The 16,743-nt window shown below is 59.4% G+C and carries 18 protein-coding genes; 12 read left to right on the forward strand and 6 right to left on the reverse strand.

Annotated features, from left to right (window positions below):
- Positions 1-38 precede the first annotated feature (38 nt).
- Both EPD60_RS13650 and EPD60_RS13655 read left to right on the forward strand, forming a co-directional pair.
- A complete protein-coding gene (locus tag EPD60_RS13650; protein WP_131450081.1) occupies positions 39-1,289 on the forward strand; it encodes an O-antigen ligase family protein in 1,251 nt (416 codons plus the stop codon).
- Positions 1,255-2,010 (forward strand): glycosyltransferase family 2 protein, encoded by a 756-nt coding sequence (locus tag EPD60_RS13655; RefSeq protein ID WP_165871547.1) that lies wholly within the window; start codon positions 1,255-1,257, stop codon positions 2,008-2,010. The genes EPD60_RS13650 and EPD60_RS13655 overlap by 35 nt, the downstream gene beginning before the upstream one ends.
- Before the next feature lie 95 nt (positions 2,011-2,105).
- Here EPD60_RS13655 and typA read toward each other — a convergent pair whose 3' ends face one another.
- A complete protein-coding gene (typA, locus tag EPD60_RS13660) occupies positions 2,106-3,920 on the reverse strand; it encodes a translational GTPase TypA (protein WP_207896661.1) in 1,815 nt (604 codons plus the stop codon).
- 239 nt (positions 3,921-4,159) lie between these two features.
- Here typA and EPD60_RS13665 point away from each other — a divergent pair, with 239 nt between their 5' ends.
- On the forward strand, positions 4,160-5,446 hold the full coding sequence (locus tag EPD60_RS13665; protein ID WP_131450084.1) for a serine hydrolase: 1,287 nt from the start codon (positions 4,160-4,162) through the stop codon (positions 5,444-5,446).
- A 167-nt stretch (positions 5,447-5,613) separates the two neighbouring features.
- Here the strand turns inward: EPD60_RS13665 and EPD60_RS13670 are convergent, their stop codons facing one another.
- A complete protein-coding gene (locus EPD60_RS13670) occupies positions 5,614-5,838 on the reverse strand; it encodes a DUF2905 domain-containing protein (RefSeq protein WP_131450085.1) in 225 nt (74 codons plus the stop codon).
- A 39-nt stretch (positions 5,839-5,877) separates the two neighbouring features.
- Here EPD60_RS13670 and EPD60_RS13675 point away from each other — a divergent pair, with 39 nt between their 5' ends.
- Positions 5,878-6,327: a hypothetical protein gene (locus EPD60_RS13675; RefSeq protein WP_131450086.1), complete on the forward strand. Its 450-nt coding sequence runs from the start codon at positions 5,878-5,880 to the stop codon at positions 6,325-6,327.
- A 157-nt stretch (positions 6,328-6,484) separates the two neighbouring features.
- Positions 6,485-7,378 (forward strand): diacylglycerol/lipid kinase family protein, encoded by an 894-nt coding sequence (locus tag EPD60_RS13680; protein ID WP_131450087.1) that lies wholly within the window; start codon positions 6,485-6,487, stop codon positions 7,376-7,378.
- 230 nt (positions 7,379-7,608) lie between these two features.
- On the opposite strand, the gene EPD60_RS13685 is transcribed toward EPD60_RS13680, so the two are convergent.
- Together EPD60_RS13685 and EPD60_RS13690 are read right to left on the reverse strand one after the other, a co-directional pair.
- Entirely contained in the window at positions 7,609-8,610 is a 1,002-nt protein-coding gene (locus EPD60_RS13685) for an NAD-dependent epimerase/dehydratase family protein (protein ID WP_131450088.1), read from the reverse strand.
- 97 nt (positions 8,611-8,707) lie between these two features.
- Positions 8,708-9,556, reverse strand: a complete 849-nt coding sequence (locus EPD60_RS13690) for a 3-hydroxyacyl-CoA dehydrogenase NAD-binding domain-containing protein (protein ID WP_131450089.1) — start codon at positions 9,554-9,556, stop codon at positions 8,708-8,710.
- Between the two features lie 83 nt (positions 9,557-9,639).
- Here EPD60_RS13690 and EPD60_RS13695 point away from each other — a divergent pair, with 83 nt between their 5' ends.
- Positions 9,640-9,825, forward strand: a complete 186-nt coding sequence (locus EPD60_RS13695; RefSeq protein WP_131450090.1) for a hypothetical protein — start codon at positions 9,640-9,642, stop codon at positions 9,823-9,825.
- A gap of 87 nt (positions 9,826-9,912) precedes the next feature.
- On the opposite strand, the gene EPD60_RS13700 is transcribed toward EPD60_RS13695, so the two are convergent.
- On the reverse strand, positions 9,913-10,785 hold the full coding sequence (locus EPD60_RS13700) for a cupin-like domain-containing protein (protein ID WP_131450091.1): 873 nt from the start codon (positions 10,783-10,785) through the stop codon (positions 9,913-9,915).
- Positions 10,786-10,891: 106 nt separating this feature from the next.
- On the opposite strand from EPD60_RS13700, the gene EPD60_RS13705 reads away from it, so the two are divergent.
- A complete protein-coding gene (locus EPD60_RS13705) occupies positions 10,892-11,497 on the forward strand; it encodes an L-threonylcarbamoyladenylate synthase (protein WP_131450092.1) in 606 nt (201 codons plus the stop codon).
- Positions 11,498-11,636: 139 nt separating this feature from the next.
- Here the strand turns inward: EPD60_RS13705 and EPD60_RS13710 are convergent, their stop codons facing one another.
- Positions 11,637-12,050: a c-type cytochrome gene (locus tag EPD60_RS13710; protein ID WP_131450093.1), complete on the reverse strand. Its 414-nt coding sequence runs from the start codon at positions 12,048-12,050 to the stop codon at positions 11,637-11,639.
- Between the two features lie 293 nt (positions 12,051-12,343).
- Here EPD60_RS13710 and EPD60_RS13715 point away from each other — a divergent pair, with 293 nt between their 5' ends.
- From EPD60_RS13715 to EPD60_RS13735, 5 genes are all read left to right on the forward strand, one after another.
- Positions 12,344-13,429, forward strand: coding sequence for an efflux RND transporter periplasmic adaptor subunit (locus EPD60_RS13715; RefSeq protein ID WP_131450094.1), 1,086 nt, complete (start codon positions 12,344-12,346; stop codon positions 13,427-13,429).
- Positions 13,426-14,685 carry an ABC transporter permease gene (locus EPD60_RS13720; protein WP_131450095.1) on the forward strand — a complete coding sequence of 420 codons (1,260 nt, stop codon included), beginning with the start codon at positions 13,426-13,428 and terminating at the stop codon, positions 14,683-14,685. Before EPD60_RS13715 ends, EPD60_RS13720 begins: the two co-directional genes overlap by 4 nt.
- Positions 14,682-15,350, forward strand: coding sequence for an ABC transporter ATP-binding protein (locus EPD60_RS13725; protein ID WP_131450096.1), 669 nt, complete (start codon positions 14,682-14,684; stop codon positions 15,348-15,350). Before EPD60_RS13720 ends, EPD60_RS13725 begins: the two co-directional genes overlap by 4 nt.
- 75 nt (positions 15,351-15,425) lie before the next feature.
- On the forward strand, positions 15,426-15,956 hold the full coding sequence (locus EPD60_RS13730) for a GNAT family N-acetyltransferase (RefSeq protein WP_131450097.1): 531 nt from the start codon (positions 15,426-15,428) through the stop codon (positions 15,954-15,956).
- A 117-nt stretch (positions 15,957-16,073) separates the two neighbouring features.
- Complete coding sequence (locus EPD60_RS13735) at positions 16,074-16,655, forward strand: YdeI/OmpD-associated family protein (protein ID WP_131450098.1); 582 nt, start codon at positions 16,074-16,076, stop codon at positions 16,653-16,655.
- Positions 16,656-16,743 lie beyond the last annotated feature (88 nt).

The raw sequence follows: 16,743 nt of genomic DNA on the forward strand, positions 1-16,743 counted from the left end.
AAAAACTATTGTAGGTTTACAAATGTATGGTGCTTCCCATGAAGTACCGGCAGCCGGTGCTGCTGGGAATCTTGTTGCTTTCGGTGCTGAGCCTTTTCGTTTCGCGTGCGGGCCTTTCCATTTCGATGATCGCTTTTGTGGCGCTGACCTCGCTGCACCGTAACATCGGCGCGCAGCTGCGCCACCTGCTGCGGCAACCCGTACTGCTCGGCATGAGCGGCCTCTTCCTGGTGCCGCTGGTGAGCGGCCTCTGGAGCGGCAATACCGATGAATGGGCCGGCGCCCTGCAGATCAAGCTGCCCCTGATCTTTTTCCCGTTGGCCTTCGCGGGCAACTGGTGGCTCACGCCGCGGCAGTGGCGCATCCTGGCCTGGTTCTTCCTCGGCTGTGTGGCCCTGGGCGCCGCCTGGAGCCTTTCGGGCTACCTGCTGCACTTCGAGCAGCACAACGAAGGCTTCCTGCGGGCACAGACCTTTGCCACGCCGCTCGGCGACGATCATGTGCGCTTCAGCTGGCTGGTGAGCATCGCCGCACTTACCGTGATCCTTATGTGGCCGCAGTCGGAGCGGCGCCTGCGGCCGCTGCTGGCCGTACTTTTCCTCTTCTATGCGCTCTACCTCCACATCCTCGCGGCGCGTACCGGACTCGGATCTTTTTACATCATCCTCGCCGCCTCGGGGGGCTACCTGCTTTGGCGCCGCCGCTCCTGGTTGCTGGGCGGCATCGCCGTATTGCTGCTGGTGGCGGGGCCGCTGCTGGCCTGGCGCTTCCTGCCTTCCTTTCACAACCGCGTGCAGTATATCCGCTATGATTTCACCTTTGTAAAAGGCGGCATCTACACGCCCGGCGCCAACGACGGCAACCGTTTCATCAGCATCCGCGCCGGCCTCGACCTGCTGCGTCAATACCCCGGTGGCGTCGGCTTCGGTGATATCTTCCCGGTTGCCAACGAGTGGTACGATGCGCACTATCCCGGCATGCTGGTAAACGACCGCTTTTACCCGAGCTCCGAGTGGCTGGTGTACGGCGTGGGGGCAGGGTGGGCCGGTGTGCTGCTGTTTTCGCTCTGTATGCTGCTGCCCTTGCTGCAGCGTCGCGTGCGCTACCGTTTCTGGTGGCTGGTGCTCAACGTGAGCGCGGCCTTCAGTTTTTTGTTCGATATTGGGCTCGAAGTGCAGTATGGGGTTTACCTCTACGCGTTCCTACTTTTGTGGTGGTGGAAGTGGCTCACACCAGATCCGGGCCCGGCGGACTATGCAAGCAAACCTATCGATCGTCATCATCTGTAAAAACGAAGCCGACAATATCGAACGCGCCATCAGCAGCGCGCGCGGGCTGGTGCGCGACATCGTGGTGTACGATAGCGGCAGCACCGACGACACCATCGCCATCGTAGAAGCGATGGGCATACCCGTACACCGCGGTCCCTGGCTGGGCTTCGGGCCTACGCGCCGCGCCGCCACGATGCTGGCAAAAAACGACTGGGTGTTTTGCCTCGACGCCGACGAAGCCCTCAGCGAGGCACTGGTGGACGAACTTGGCGCGTTTCGCCCCGAAGCCGGCAACGCCTGGCAGGTACAGCTCCGCAACCACCTGGGCAAGCGCTACATCCGCTGGGGCGTCTGGCGCAACGACTTCCGCCTCCGGCTTTTTCACCGCCACGAATGCAACTGGAACGACGACCTGATTCACGAGAAGGTCGTGCCGCTGCAGCCGGTGCATATTCATCGCCTCAAAGGAAGCGTGGAGCACCGCACCGCAAAGAACATCCGCGACTACCGCGGCAAGATGGAGAACTATGCACGGCTGACGGCGGAGATGTACTTCCGGAAGGGCAAGCGCGCCGGCCTGCTGAAATTGCTGTTCTCTCCGATGCTGACGTTTTTGAAAAGCTATTTTGGTAAGATGGGTTTTCTTGAAGGATTGTGTGGCCTTGAACTGAGTATGGCAACGGCGGCCTATACGGCAAAGAAGTACGCACACCTGAAGCTGCTGCGTAAAGGCTCCTGATATATTTGTAAGTACACAAAAAAAGCCCCGGCGTTTCCGCCGGGGCTTTTTCTTTTATTATTCCCTCCCCATTCGGGGAGGGCCAGGGAGGGGTCTTAGATGGCCTCGGCGCTCATGCGCTTCGACTGCTTCTTGCGCTCCTCTTCGTCGAGGATCACCTTACGCATGCGGATATTGTTGGGCGTAACCTCGATGCACTCGTCCTGCTGGATGTATTCCATGCATTCTTCGAGGGTCATGAGGCGCTTGGGGGCGATGTTGGAAGCCGCGTCGGAGCCGCTCGCCCGCATGTTCGTGAGCTTCTTGCCTTCGTTGGGGTTCACCACGAGGTCGCCGGGCTTGTTGTTTTCACCGATGATCATACCCTTGTACACCTCTTCACCCGGATCTACGAAGAAGAAGCCGCGATCCTGGAGCTTGTCGAGCGAGTAGCCGGTGGTCTGGCCATTGTCCTTCGCCAGGAGCACGCCGTTGTTGCGACCGGGGATGGGTCCTTTCCAGGGCTTGTACTCCGAGAAGCGGTGGTTCATCACGGCTTCTCCGGCGGTGTTGGTGAGCATATTGGTACGCAGACCGATGAGGCCGCGCGAGGGAATGTCGAATTCGAGGTGCTGCATCTCGCCTTTGGTTTCCATGATCAGCATCTCACCCTTGCGGCGGGTAACGAGGTCGATCACCTTGGAGGCGTATTCCTGCGGCACGTCTACCACGAGGGTTTCAAAAGGCTCGCACTTCACGCCGTCGATCTCTTTCACGAGCACCTGGGGCTGGCCGATGGTGAGCTCGTAGCCTTCGCGGCGCATCGTTTCGATAAGGATACCGAGGTGGAGGATGCCACGACCGTAAACGAGGAAGGAGTCGGCCGAATCGGTGTCCTTCACACGGAGGGCGAGGTTCTTTTCGGTTTCCTTCATGAGGCGGTCGCGGAGGTGACGCGAGGTCACGAACTTACCGTCGCGGCCAAAGAAGGGCGAGTTGTTGATCGAGAACATCATGTTCATCGTCGGCTCGTCGATAGAGATCGTGGGAAGCGCTTCCGGGTTGTCGAAGTCGGCAAGGGTATCACCGATGTTGAAGCCTTCGATACCCACTACGGCGCAAAGGTCGCCGGCAACTACTTCTGCTACTTTTTTCTTACCCATACCTTCAAACACGTAGAGCTCGCGCACGCGCTGCTTCTTTACGGTGCCGTCGGCCTGCATGAGGGTGATGGGCTGGTTTTCCTTGATCACACCGCGGGCCACACGGCCGATAGCGATACGTCCGAGGAAGGAGGAGTAGTCGAGGGAGGTTACCTGCATCTGCAGCGAGCCTTCGCGCGTGGCCTTCGGCGGCGGCACGTGCTTCAGGATGCCGTCGAGCAGGGGCTCGATGCCTTCAATCTGCTCCAGGGAGTCGTTGAACCAGCCGTTCTTGCCCGAACCGTAGAAGGTGGGGAAGTCGAGCTGCTCTTCGGAAGCGTCGAGGTTGAAGAAAAGCTCGAACACGGCGTCGTGCACTTCGTCGGGACGGCAGTTGGGCTTATCAACCTTGTTGATGATCACGATGGGCTTCAGGCCGAGGGCAAGGGCCTTGCCGAGCACGAAGCGGGTCTGGGGCATGGGGCCTTCAAAGGCGTCCACCAGCAGGCACACACCGTCGGCCATCTTGAGTACGCGCTCCACCTCGCCGCCGAAGTCGGCGTGGCCAGGGGTGTCGATCACGTTGATCTTAACGCCCTTATAGGTAACGGCGGCGTTCTTCGAGAAGATGGTGATGCCGCGCTCGCGTTCCAGGTCATTATTGTCCATGATCAGCTCGCCGGTTTCTTCGTTGGCGCGAAACACGGATGTGGCGTGCAGGATCTTGTCTACCAGGGTCGTTTTACCGTGGTCTACGTGGGCAATGATGGCAATATTTCTGATATCCATAATAAAATTGAGGCGAGTTCCGCACGTTGGCGTGGCTCTTTTTGGAGGCGCAAAGGTACGGCATCGGGTCGGGGTATCCCGGAAAGCGGGGCACTTTACAAAAACTTTTTATAGGTAGTAGGCCCCCGTCGGGCTTCCTCGCGCCGCATCTTTGCGGGTCGGGGACCCTGAACCGCCTTTGGCGGCGTTCCTCGCTCCCGGTCCTGAACTGCCTGCCCTTCTTTCCCTACCTTTCCGTCATGCTCCGCCTTGCCGCCCTTCTACTCCTGCTTTCGGCCGCTGCCTCGGCCCAGCCCCGCACCGACCGCTTCCTCGACAGCCTCATCCGCAGCAGCCGCGACGAAACCGTGCGGAAGGTGGCCGGAGACCCGCTGGCCTGCCGCGTGCAGGTCATCTACACCCGCATCGACCGCGATGCCCGCAACCGGCCCCACTTCACCAATTACTATTGGAATTACGACCCGGCGCTTTATTTCAACCCCGCCTCCATGGTCAAGCTGCCCCTTGCCTTCCTTTCGCTCGAAAAGCTTCGCGGGTTGGCACCGCAAGGCCTCACGCGCGACACGCGCATGGTCTTCGACTCGTCGTACCCGGGGCAGCGCGCCCTGCTTTCCGACAGCACGGCCGCCAATGGCGAAGCCTCGCTCGGACAGTTCATCCGCCGCGCCTTCCTGGTGAGCGAGAACGATCCCTACAACCGCATGTACCAGTGGGTGGGCCAGCAGCGGATCAACCGGCGCCTCCACGAGCTTGGCTATGGCGACGCCCGCATCCTCCGGCAGTTCATGGGCTTTACAGCCGAGGGCAACCGCCACAGCAACGGGATGCGCTTCCTGGCAAAAGACGGACGGGTGCTGTATGAGCAGCCGCCATTGCGCAACCCCGACAGCATTCCGCTGCCACCGCCGATCCTGGTCGGCAGGGCGCACCTCGACCGTAATGACAGCCTGATTGAGGCGCCGATGGATTTTGCCCCGCAGAACAACCTTTCGCTGCTCAACCTCCAACAGATGCTGCAATCCGTGCTTTTCCCGGCCTCGGTGCCGCCACGGCAGCGCTTCCGGCTCGGCAGCGACGACCGGGCCTTCCTGCTGCGCTGGCTGTCGCAGTTCCCCTCCGAAACCGACAACCCGAAGTACGACACGGCGCAGTTCTACGATTCTTACGTAAAGTTCTTTTTCCGCGACAGCAGCCGCCGCCTGCCGGAAGGGGTGCGCGTTTTCAACAAGGTGGGCTGGGCCTATGGCTTTCTTACCGATGTGTCGTACGTGATGGACCGGGTAAACAAGGTGGAATACATGCTCGCCGCCACGATTTATGTCAATAGCGACGGGGTGCTCAACGATGGGAAGTACGATTACGAAACGGTGGGACATCCCTTTCTCCGGGCCCTGGGCGAGACGGTTTACCGCTACGAGCTGGGCCGCCCGCGCCGCCACCGTCCCGATCTCCGCGCGCTCATCATCAATTACGGGCACCGCAACCCGCGCGACACCCGCCCGGTGCTGCGGGACGTTGATAACTGATCTGCTGATAGGATGCGCTTGGGAGCGCCTGCGGCCCTCGGGGGCGCGACGACACAACGGCGCAACGACACGACGAAAACTTTTGCCTGACGACGAAAAAACGATCCGTTGCGCCTTCGTGCCGTCGCGCTCAAGGCCGCCTGCGGCCGCTCATTCCCGACCGATCATTAAAAGAAACGCCGCAGCAGGTTTACGATTAACGTAAGCACAAGGCTCAGCAGGATCATGGTGGTCAGCGGGAAGTAGAAGCGGAAGTGCTCCCGCTCCACCCGGATATCGCCCGGCAGGCGACCAAATTTGTTAAATAGCCCCGGGAAGGACCATACCAGTAAACCAACCACCAGGATCAGCCCTCCTATAAGCACAAGATATTTCCCGGTGTTTGGACCCATTGCGCCAACTTTGACCGGTAACCCACAAAAAACAGTCCTATGCGCATCCTGCTCCTGCTGCTCAGCCTTTTTACGGCCACGGTGCTTTTCGCGCAAAAGCGCGGTGCCGCTTCCGGCGAAGAAGCTTCCTGGAAGATCACCTACGGTAAGAAGACCTTGCTCAGCACCTCGGTGGAAGACGAGGCGGTCAACGTCATCACCCTGCGCCGCGCCGACCTCAAAAAGAACGGCACCTTCACGCTGCAATTCAAGCCCGCGGCCGGCCAGGCCACCGGCTGGAAGCGCACCATCGGCATCTACGGTCCCTCGGACGAGACCCTGAAGGAGTTCAGCGGTAACAAGCTTTCGCTCAGCTCCCTCGCCCTCAGTGGCCTGCTAAGGGGGCGCACCCAGGTGAAGATCTGGACCATGGCCATTCCCTCCGACCCGAAGAAGGCCGCGCTGGTGCGGATGCGCCGCGTGCACCTGGTCACCATTAATGTAGAATAGCGGGGAGAGAAAGGCCGCAGATCTTTTATGATTTTTATGATTAACGCAGATATTGTTACCGGCGTAAGCCAATCATAATAAATCATAACCAATCCGCGTATTCCGCCTGCGGAATCAGCGTTCTTTCTCTTGCTCCGCCTAGCTTTGCAGCCTCATCATGCGCCACCTCCTCCTCATCATCAACCCCATCTCCGGCACCCGCGGCAAGGCCGACCTTCCCGCGATGGTGGAAGCCCGCTGCAAGTCAGCCGGGTTCCGGTTTTCGCAATACCCCTCGGTTGCCAACGGCGACTACTCCTACCTCGACGATATCATCGTGGCCGAGGGCGTCACCGACCTGCTCATCGCCGGCGGCGACGGCACCATCAACGCGGCCGTGAACGGATTGCGCAAGCACGGGCTCCCCTTTGGCATCCTGCCCTGCGGCTCGGGCAACGGCCTCGCTTTCAGCGCCGGCATCTCGCCAAAGCATCCCCTCGCACTCGAAACCATCATCGCCGGTCATGCGCAGCCGGTGGATGCTTTTACCATCAACGGCCACTTTGCCTGCATGCTCTGCGGCCTCGGCTTCGACGCCCAGGTGGCGCACGACTTCGCTAACGACCCGCGCCGCGGGCTCAACACCTACATCCGGAAAACCGTTTCGAATTTCTTCGCCGCGAAGGCTTATCCCTTCCTGCTCAGCGCCGGCGACCGCGAGCTCGACACGCAGGCCTTCTTTATCTCCATCGCCAACAGCAACCAGTTTGGCAACAATGTTACCATCGCGCCCAAGGCCTCGCTTTCCGACGGCCTCCTCGACATCGTGGTGGCCACGCGCCAGAGCAAGCTCGGCCTGCTGCTGCACACCGCCCGCCAGATCGCGGGCTACAACGAAATACAGAATGAAGTGATCAACGAAAAGGCCGGCATGGTCTACTTCCAGACCCCCGCCCTCGATATTTATAACCCTGCACACGCACCGCTCCACATCGATGGCGACCCCGCGGAGACGGCAGAGAACTTTGAAGTGCGGGTGATACAGGGGGCGTTTCGGTTGCTGATGCCGTGACCTCACCCCGGCCCCTATCCCTGGGGGAGAGGGGTGACTCTCGGGTTATAGTACTAATGTTTGAAACAGTCTTCGATTTGAAGCTAATAATATAAAGGCCGGATGCCACAGGCATCCGCTCTTTGTTTTTGAAGCTCAATCAGCATAAAGGCTCAAAAAATAAAGAATGTTCAGTAGAGTCACCCCTCTCCGTCCCGGAGAGGGGCCGGGGGTGAGGTCTGGGGATGATGTCAAACCGAAAGCACGCCTTTCGAAACTGCCTCTTTATATCTCGCGCAGGCATTTTCAATTACCTCCTCCAGCGGGGCAAAGGCGAAGCCGGGCAAGGCTTCCAGCAGGGCGTGGTTGCTGAAGGTGGTGCGGCTCTGGGCCACGCGCGCGCTTTCTTTTGTAAGCAGGGCCTTCTGGCCGGTGAGGGCCGACTTCAGCGCTTCCATCCGCCAGGCGATGCTGCCCAGCAGCGGCGAGGCTTCCCGCGAGGGGCGCGGCTTGCCGAAGCCGTCGGCCATGGTGTCGAGCAGCTTGTGAAAGCTCCAGTTGTCGCCGTTGACGATAAATCGTTTTTCGCTGATATCGCTTTCCAGTATTTCTACGGACGCCCGGGCGCAGTCTTCCACGCCCACAAAACCGTTGACGCCTTCGGTATACCAGGGTGCGCCCTTCCAGGCATTGCGAAAAATGGCGCAGGAGCTCTGGTGCCAGTCGCCGAAGCCCAGGATGGTGCTGGGATTGAGCACTGCGCCTTCAAGGCCTTCCGAAAAGCCGCGCCACACTTCTATCTCCGCGGCGTACTTGCTGCGGGCGTAGGCGGTGTTACTTTTTGTTTCGCTCCACTTCTTGCTTTCGTCCACAAGACCGCCTTCCCGGGTGCGGCCGAGCGCGGCTACCGACGATATGTGCACGAGCCGGCGCACGCCTTCTTCCAATGCCACGTTCACCACGTTGGCGGTGCCGTCGATATTCACCTGGCGCATCCGCGCGCGGTCGGCGCCGTGAAAGGAAACCACGGCGGCGGCGTGGATGATGCGGTCGACGCCCTGCATCGCGTCCTGCAGCGACACCACATCGAGCACGTCGCCTTCCACCCATTCCACCTTGTTGAGGATTTCAGCATCGATAAAGAAGGGCAGCTTCGCGCTGCGCCGGATGGCGCGTACGGGCAGGCCGCGGCCCACCAGTTCTTTCAGGATATAAGCACCGAGAAATCCGGTGCCGCCGGTAATTAATACCATTTCGGGTTCTGGGATTCTGAGGTTCTCGGGTTCTGAGGTTAGGGCTGGGGGCTAAATGGTTCGAAAACCACCCCAGAACCTTAAAACCTTACAACCTTTATTTAGAGTAATCGTAATATCCTTTCCCCGTCTTGCGCCCGAGGTTGCCGCTTTCCACGCGTTCCTTCTGGATGTTGGAAGGCTTCAGTCTCTCGGGATTGCCCATCTGCTCATACACCGAGCACGAAACGGCATAGTTCACGTCGTTGCCGATGAGGTCCATCAGCTTGAACGGACCCATCTTGAAGCCCTGGGCTTCGAGCAGGCGGTCGATGGTTTCGAAGGGAACGCCTTCTTCGGCAAGGCGGAGCGACTCGATATAATAAGGCCGTGCCACGCGGTTGACGATAAAGCCCGGCGCATCGGCACAAACCACGGGCACCTTGCCCACGGCTTTGGTAAAGGCCACCAGCGCTTCGGTCACCGCGGGGTCGGTGTCTTTGCCTTTTACCACCTCCACCAGCTTCATCAGCGGCGCGGGGTTGAAGAAGTGCAGCCCGGCCACGCGTCCCGGTGCGGGAAGCGTTGAAGCCAGCGCCGATATCGAAAGCGAAGAGGTATTGGAAGCGAAAATGGTTTGCGGTCCGTTGAGGCCCGCCAGCCGCGCAAAGAGCGCCGTTTTGGCCTCCATCTTTTCGATGATGGCTTCCACGACGAGGTCGGCCACGCAGTCGTCTACCGATGACGTAAACCGGATGCGGCCGATGATGTGGTCGGCTGCCGGCGCTTCGAGCTTTCCTTTCTCCACCAGCGTCTGCAGGTTTTTAGCGATACCCGCCCGTGCCTTTTCCAGCACAGCTCCGTTGAGCTCGTAAAGCACCACGCTTTTACCGGCCGCCGCCGCCACCTGGGCAATGCCGCTGCCCATCGTTCCGGCACCGCATACACAAACAGTATTGATTTCCATTGGCCTGATTATCGCATAAAATTACGGGCTGCCGCCCACAGCGGGCCCGCAGACTTTACCCACAACCGCAAATTGAACCGCAAATGAAAATGAAACACTGGATCCTCCTCGGCGCAGGTGCCGCCCTGGGTGCAGCATTGGTAAGCCTGCTCATCGGCCGCCAGGACGACAGCGAGAAGCCGCCCAAGGGCGCGCCGCAGCTGCCGCTGCAAAACCCCGGCGACCAGAGCGAGTTCCTGACGAGCCCCGGAGAATCACAGATCGGGTAAATATGGTAATGCGGTAATGTGATAATGCGGTAAAAATTCTTTGCTTTCTCTATTACCGCATTACCGGATTATCACATTACCGCATTGTTACATTGCTTTCGCGGCATTAGCGAAAACCAGCTTCTTCTTCCGCTCATACCACCACATCGGTGCTGTCTTTTTCATCAGCGTATCGATGGAGCGCATCCCGAAAAGATTCCACGCACCCCTGAGCTTGCCGGTGAGCGAGGGTTGCAGCGCGCGTAGGCTCATGGCAAAACCGCTGTCGAGGTACTCCATGTGATGCCAGTAGCCGGCGGGCATGAAAAGCGTGTCGCCGTGTTCGAGGATCACCTCGTAGCCGCGCGCTTCTTTGAGCGCGGGAAACTGCTCGTAATCGAGCTTGCTGTTTTCATTATAGTAATTGGAGAAATCCGCCAGGCTCAGCACCTCGAAGGGCTTGCGGTACAGCTTGTGCTGCTCCTCGAAAGGAAACAGGAGCACGCGCTTGCGGCCGGCGAACTGTGTATGCAGGATGTGCGACATATCGATGTCGAAGTGCATATGCGTGATGGAGGTAGCGCCACCCACGAAGAGCATCGGGAACTTCTTTACGAAGCCTTTCATGAGGTCTTCGGGCCAGTTGAAGTCCTGCACCAGCTGTGGGGCATGATCGAAGATGTTGAAGAGAAAGATGCGCCAGCCCGCGGGGCCGTTCCGGATGGTGTCGATGTAATCACCAAAAGTGCGGTAGTCGTCGGCCTTGTTGATGGGCGTGTAGGCGTCGCTTTTAATGTTGTTGTAGAGGCCTACTTTCTGATCGCCTACGAGGCGCTTGAAATAATCCCAGTCCCACTTGCGGTAGGCCGGCCATTCCTCGGCCAGCCGGCGCAGTACCACGGGCTTCTGCGGACCGTAATAGTCCTTGCGGAAGGTGGTGGGATCGAGCCGGTCGAACACGGGAACGGGAGACAGCTGCATGAAGGTCTTTAGTTTAGCCGGCAAAGCTAATTTTTTGTTGCCGCGCGCGCCGCGTCATTTCGATGAAAGGGATGTTAAAAGGCTTAACTTTTGCGTCCTGTAATTTATGCTGATCCACATACATCCCGAAAACCCGCAGCCACGACTCATCCGCCAGGTGGTCGACATCCTCCGCGACGGCGGCATCATCATTTATCCCACCGACACCATTTACGGGCTCGGCTGCGACATCTCCCAGCACAAGGCCGTAGAGCGCATCTGCCGCATCAAGGGCGTGGACCCGCAAAAGGCCAACCTCTCCTTTGTGTGCTACGACCTGAGCGACCTGAGCAAGTACGCCCGACAGCTCGATACACCGGTGTACCGCTCGCTGAAGCAATACCTGCCCGGGCCCTACACTTTTATCCTCGGCGCCAGACGCGAGGTGCCCAAGATCCTCAAAACAAAGCGCGATACCGTGGGCATCCGCATCCCCGACAATAAGATCGCCCGCTGCATTGTGCAGGAACTCGGCAACCCGATCCTGAGCGCTACCCTTCCCGGCGAGATCGTAGAAGAGTACACCGACCCCGAACTCATGCACGACCGTTTCGAAAAACAGGTGGATGCCGTCATCCACGGCGGCATCGGGGGCATGATACCGTCAACCGTGATCGATTATTCGTCGGGTGAGGCCGAAGTGGTACGGATGGGCGCTGGTGAATGGCCGTAAAGCCGAAGAGAGAGAACGCAGATTTTTTATGATCCTTATGATTTATGCAGCTATAGTTGCCGGCGTAAGCCAATCATAAAAACATCATAACCAATCAGCGTATTCCGCCTGCGGAATCAGCGTTCCTTCTCTCCAGCCGCTACTTGCCTTCAACGAAATCGGCGATCTGATCAATGTCTTTTTCCGATAGCTGTGGAAAGGCGGTCATGATAGCACCAAATTGTTGCTGCAGGCCTTTTGTGTAAGGATCTTTCGCCATAAAGGCCGAAGGGTTATGCACCCAGGCATACAGCTGCTTACGGTCGGCCCAGGGGCCGCGTGATGTAAAGCCGCGCAGCGCAGGTCCGGTCAGCGCCTTGTCGAGTGAATGGCAGGCGGCGCAGTTGGCGGCAAATAATGTTTTGCCGGGCGAAGCGGGCGCCTCTGCTGCTGCCTTAACGGGTGTGACGGCCCCTGCCGCCGGGGCAGCGGGATGGATAACCGAAGTTTTAAGCAGCGAAAGGGTCGCCCAGGCGGCAAGCAGCAGCACTGCGGCGAGGAAGATGTGTTTCATGCCGCAAAGCTCCTCCGGGTCCCAAAGGACGGACCTGAAGCAGGTCATATTCAAAGTTGACCTTTATCAGGTAGCAAAAAGGCCCCGCGAGGGGGCCTTTCCGTTTAACCTTCAACCATTCTTTTACAGCAGATTTTTGAAAAAAAATGCAGCAAGTGTCTGTAAGACGCAGGTAAGACACCGAAACGCTGCATCGGTTTAATAGCTTTTTTGCTAAAATGGTTTTGGCTGACGAGGCTCAGCCGCCCTGCCCGGGGCCGGCGCAGTAACTTTGTCGGATCACACTCCCCCGCATGTATCAGCTCAGGTACTACTTGTTCGCGGCTGCCTTCCTGCTATCCGCCTGTGGCAAACAGGTGGAGAAGATCTATCCCCGAGAAGAGCCGATAACCGAATCCGTTTATGCTTCCGGCACGGTAAAAAGCAGCGATCAGTACGATGTGGCCGCCACCGTTACCGGCGTTGTCCAGCAGGTGCTGGTAGACGAGGGCGACCTCGTGCGGGAGGGGCAGCCGCTCTTTGTGCTGGCGCAGGAAGCACCGCGACTCCTGGCCGAGAACGCACGCATCAATGCCGAGTACGGCGACGCCGCCCGCAATGCCGACCGGCTGGCCGAGCTGCGCACCTCCATCGATGCCGCCCGCGCGCGCCTCGGCACCGACTCGGCCCTCTACGCCCGCCAGCGCGCCCTGTGGGCCGACGGCATCGGCACCCGCAACGAGCTCGACGCGCGCGAGCTTGCCTGGCGCCAGTCGCGCGACGCCTACCGGGCCAGCCAGTCGCGCTATACCCAGTTGCAGCGCCAGGTGACGCAGTCGGAGCGTACCACGCAGACAACGGCGGCCCTCAGCCGTGCGCAGCTGGCCGACTATACCATCCGCAGCCGTATGGCCGGCCGCGTGTATGCCGTCAACCGTAAAAAGGGAGAACTCGTGGGGCCGCAGGTGCCCCTTGCCGTCATCGGCGGCAACAACAATTTCCTCCTCGAGCTGCAGGTAGATGAATTCGATATCGCCCGCATCCGCCAGGGGCAGACAGTGCTGGTGCAGCTGGATAGTTATAAAGGACAAGTGTTCGAAGCCACGGTGTCGAAGATCGACCCGCTGATGAACGAGCGTACCCGTACGTTCAAGGTTGAAGCAACATTTCGCACGCTGCCGCCGCAGCTGTATCCCAACCTGACCGTGGAGGCCAATATTGTGCTGCAGTCGAAGCCGAAAGCGCTCACCATCCCCCGCGGCTATATGGTCGACGACAACCACGTGCTGCTGGCCAACAAGGAAAAGCGCGCCGTGCAAACGGGCGTCAGCGACTACCAGCGCGTGGAGATCACCGGCGGCCTGCGTAAAGACGAAGCCATCATCAAGCCCACGCCATGAGCCTGCGTCTCGTTACCGATATCGCCGCCTCCCTGCTGCGCGCGCGCCTCCGGCAAACGCTCGTGGCCGCCATCGGCGTCACGTTCAGCATCACCATGTTCATTACACTGCTCTCGTTCATGACCGGTCTCAACAACATGCTCGACGGCCTCGTGGTGAACCGCACGCCGCACGTGCGCCTTTTCAACGAGGTGAAACCTTCGGCCGTGCAGCCGGTGGCGCGCGTGCCGCAATACCGCGGCTACTATCATTTTATCTCTTCGGTGAAGGCAGCCGGCGCGCGCGAAGAAGTGTATAACAGCGCCGCCGTCATCCGCACCGTAAAGGCCGACCCGCGCGTGCTTGGCCTGGCGCCGCGCATCAACACCCCGATCTTTTTCAACAACGGCGCTACCAGCATCAACGGTGTCATCTACGGCGTGGACGTGGACGCAGAAGTGCGGCTCTTTCACTTCAGCGATTACGTGGTGGAAGGGCGCCCCCAGGACCTGAAGCATGTGGCCAACAGCGTGATCCTGGGCAAGGCGCTCGCCGACAAGCTGCTGGCGCATGTCGGCGACGTGGTGCCCGTGACCACGGCGCGCGGCGACCAGTTCTCCCTCAAGGTGGTGGGCATCTTCCAGAGCGGCGTTACCGACTGGGACAAGGTACAGAGCTACGCGGCGCTGTCTACCACGCAAAAGCTGCTGGGCCGCCCGGCGTCGTATGTAACCGACATCAACATCAAGTTGATCGACATCGGCAAAGCGCCTGCTATGGCGAAAGAATACGCGCGTGTTTTCGACACCGATGCCGAAGACATACAAACGGCCAACGCCCAGTTCGACACCGGCACGAAGATCCGCAACCTGATCTCCTACGTGGTGGGCATCGTACTGCTCACCGTGGCAGGCTTCGGCATTTACAATATCCTCAATATGATGATCTACGAGAAGATGGACGCCATTGCCATCCTGAAGGCCACCGGCTTTACCGGCGCCGACGTGCGGCGCATCTTCCTGATCATCGCGCTGAGCATCGGCTTCTTCGGCGGGCTCGTGGGGCTCGGCCTCGGCTTCGTGCTCTCGCTGATCATCGACCAGATCCCTTTCAACACAGCGGCGTTGCCTACGGTGCACACGTACCCCATCAACTACAACCCGCTGTTCTATTTCATCGGTTGTTCGTTTTCACTCATCACCACCTACCTGGCCGGCTTCTTTCCCGCGCGGAAGGCGAGCCGCGTAGACCCGGTGGTCATCATCCGCGGCAAATGATCCTCGAAGCGCGCCATATCAGCAAGTCTTTTCACGACCCGGTGACCACGCAGGTGCTGCGCGACCTGAGCTTTTCGGTAGACCATGGCGAATTTGTATCGGTGACCGGCAAGAGCGGCTGCGGCAAGAGCACGCTGCTGTATATCCTGAGCACGATGGATACCGACTACGAAGGCGAGTTGCTCATCGACGGCGAGCGGATGACCGGCCAGGGCCGCAACCGTCTTGCGCGCATCCGCAATGAAAAGATCGGCTTCGTGTTCCAGTTTCATTACCTGCTCAACGAGTTTACAGTGCTGAAGAACGTGATGCTGCCGGGGCTGAAGCTGCACCAGCTTTCGGCGCAGGAAGTGGAGCAGCGGGCCATCGAGCGCCTCCGCTGGCTGGGCATTGAGCACCTCGCGCTGAAGGGCGCCCACCAGATTTCCGGCGGCGAGAAGCAGCGCGTGGCCATCGCCCGCGCCCTCATTAACGACCCGCACATCGTGATGGGCGACGAGCCTACCGGCAACCTCGATAAAAAGAACTCGGACATCGTATTCGACATCTTCCACCGCCTTGCGCAGGAGCGCGGGCAGACGCTGCTGGTGGTGACGCACGACACGACTTTCGCCGAGCGCACCGGGCGGACGATCCGGATGGAAGACGGGCGGATCGTGGGTTAGCGGAAAGGACAGGCGCTTATTGCAGCGTACCTTTATGCGTCGACCGGAGCCTCTTTCCCGGCCCCACAACTACCGATGCCAGCACGCCCGCCAGTTACGATCGTTCCTGCCCAGGTTTCCGATGCCGCGCTCCTCAGCCGGCTTGCCGGGCAAACCTTCCGCGAGTCGCACGGACACAGCGCCGCGCCCGCCGACATCGACGCCTACGAAGCGGCTAAATACAAGGAAGCGGAACTGGAGCGCGAGCTGTCGGATCCCAACAATATTTACCACCTCGTTTATTACGAAGGCGAACCCGCGGGCTTTTCAAAAATCCAGCTCAACTCACCTTACAAGGGCGCTGCGCAGTCGAACCTGGCCAAGCTCGATCGCATCTACGTGCTGCGCGCCTGGTACGACAAAGGCCTTGGCAAGACGCTCTTTCAGTTCCTGGTTTCATTAATGAAAGACGCAGGCCAAGCCGGCACCTGGCTCTACACCTGGAAAGAAAACCACCGCGCCATCGCCTTCTATGAGCGCCAGGGTTTCAGGATCATTGGCAGCCACGATTTTTTCCTTTCGCCCACGCACAGCAATCCAAACTGGCAGATGCTGTTGTTGTTTTGAGACCTCCTCCCTGCCCTTTCCAAGGGGAGGGGGGAGCTGATTAGTGCAGGCTGAAGTTGGTACCTGTTGGCTGCCAGCGATAAACTTCTTAAATCTGCAGTACCCAAAATGAATGCTATGAACCCCAAGGTGGACGCGTTTATGGAAAGAGAAAAAAGGTGGCAGAAAGAAATGCGCTTGCTGCGCGGTATCCTGCTCGGCTGCCAACTTAGCGAGGAGCTCAAATGGGGCGTGCCCTGTTACACCCTCGGCGGTAAGAACGTGGTGCTGATCCACGGCTTCAAGGAGTACTGCGCGCTGCTCTTTCACAAAGGCGTGCTGCTGCAGGACGCCGAAAGCATCCTGGTGCGGCAAACCGGGCAGGTGCAGTCGGCACGGCAGGTGCGCTTCACCAACGCGGAGGAGATCCGCGAGCTGGAACCGGTGCTGAAGGCCTACCTGCAGGAAGCTATCGAAGTGGAAAAGAAAGGTTTGAAGGTGGCGTTGAAGAAGACGGAGGCTTACGCCGTGCCTGAAGAACTACGGGAGAAGTTCATCGGCCATCCGGAGCTCAGGGCTGCCTTCGAGGCGCTCACCCCGGGACGCCAGCGCGGCTACCTGCTGCACTTTGCGGCGGCGAAGCAGTCTAAAACACGCGTGGCGCGGATTGAAAAGTATACGGAGCGGATACTGGAGGGGAAGGGGCTGCAGGACGAGTAAGCGATAATGAACGATATCTACTTCTATCGAATCGCCACGCGTCGCGGGTTAACGGTTGGTTGACGGTTCACCGCTCACGATTCAGATC

Origin of the sequence: Flaviaestuariibacter flavus (genome assembly GCF_004337505.1) — a bacterium.
Lineage (GTDB): Bacteria > Bacteroidota > Bacteroidia > Chitinophagales > Chitinophagaceae > Flavisolibacter > Flavisolibacter flavus.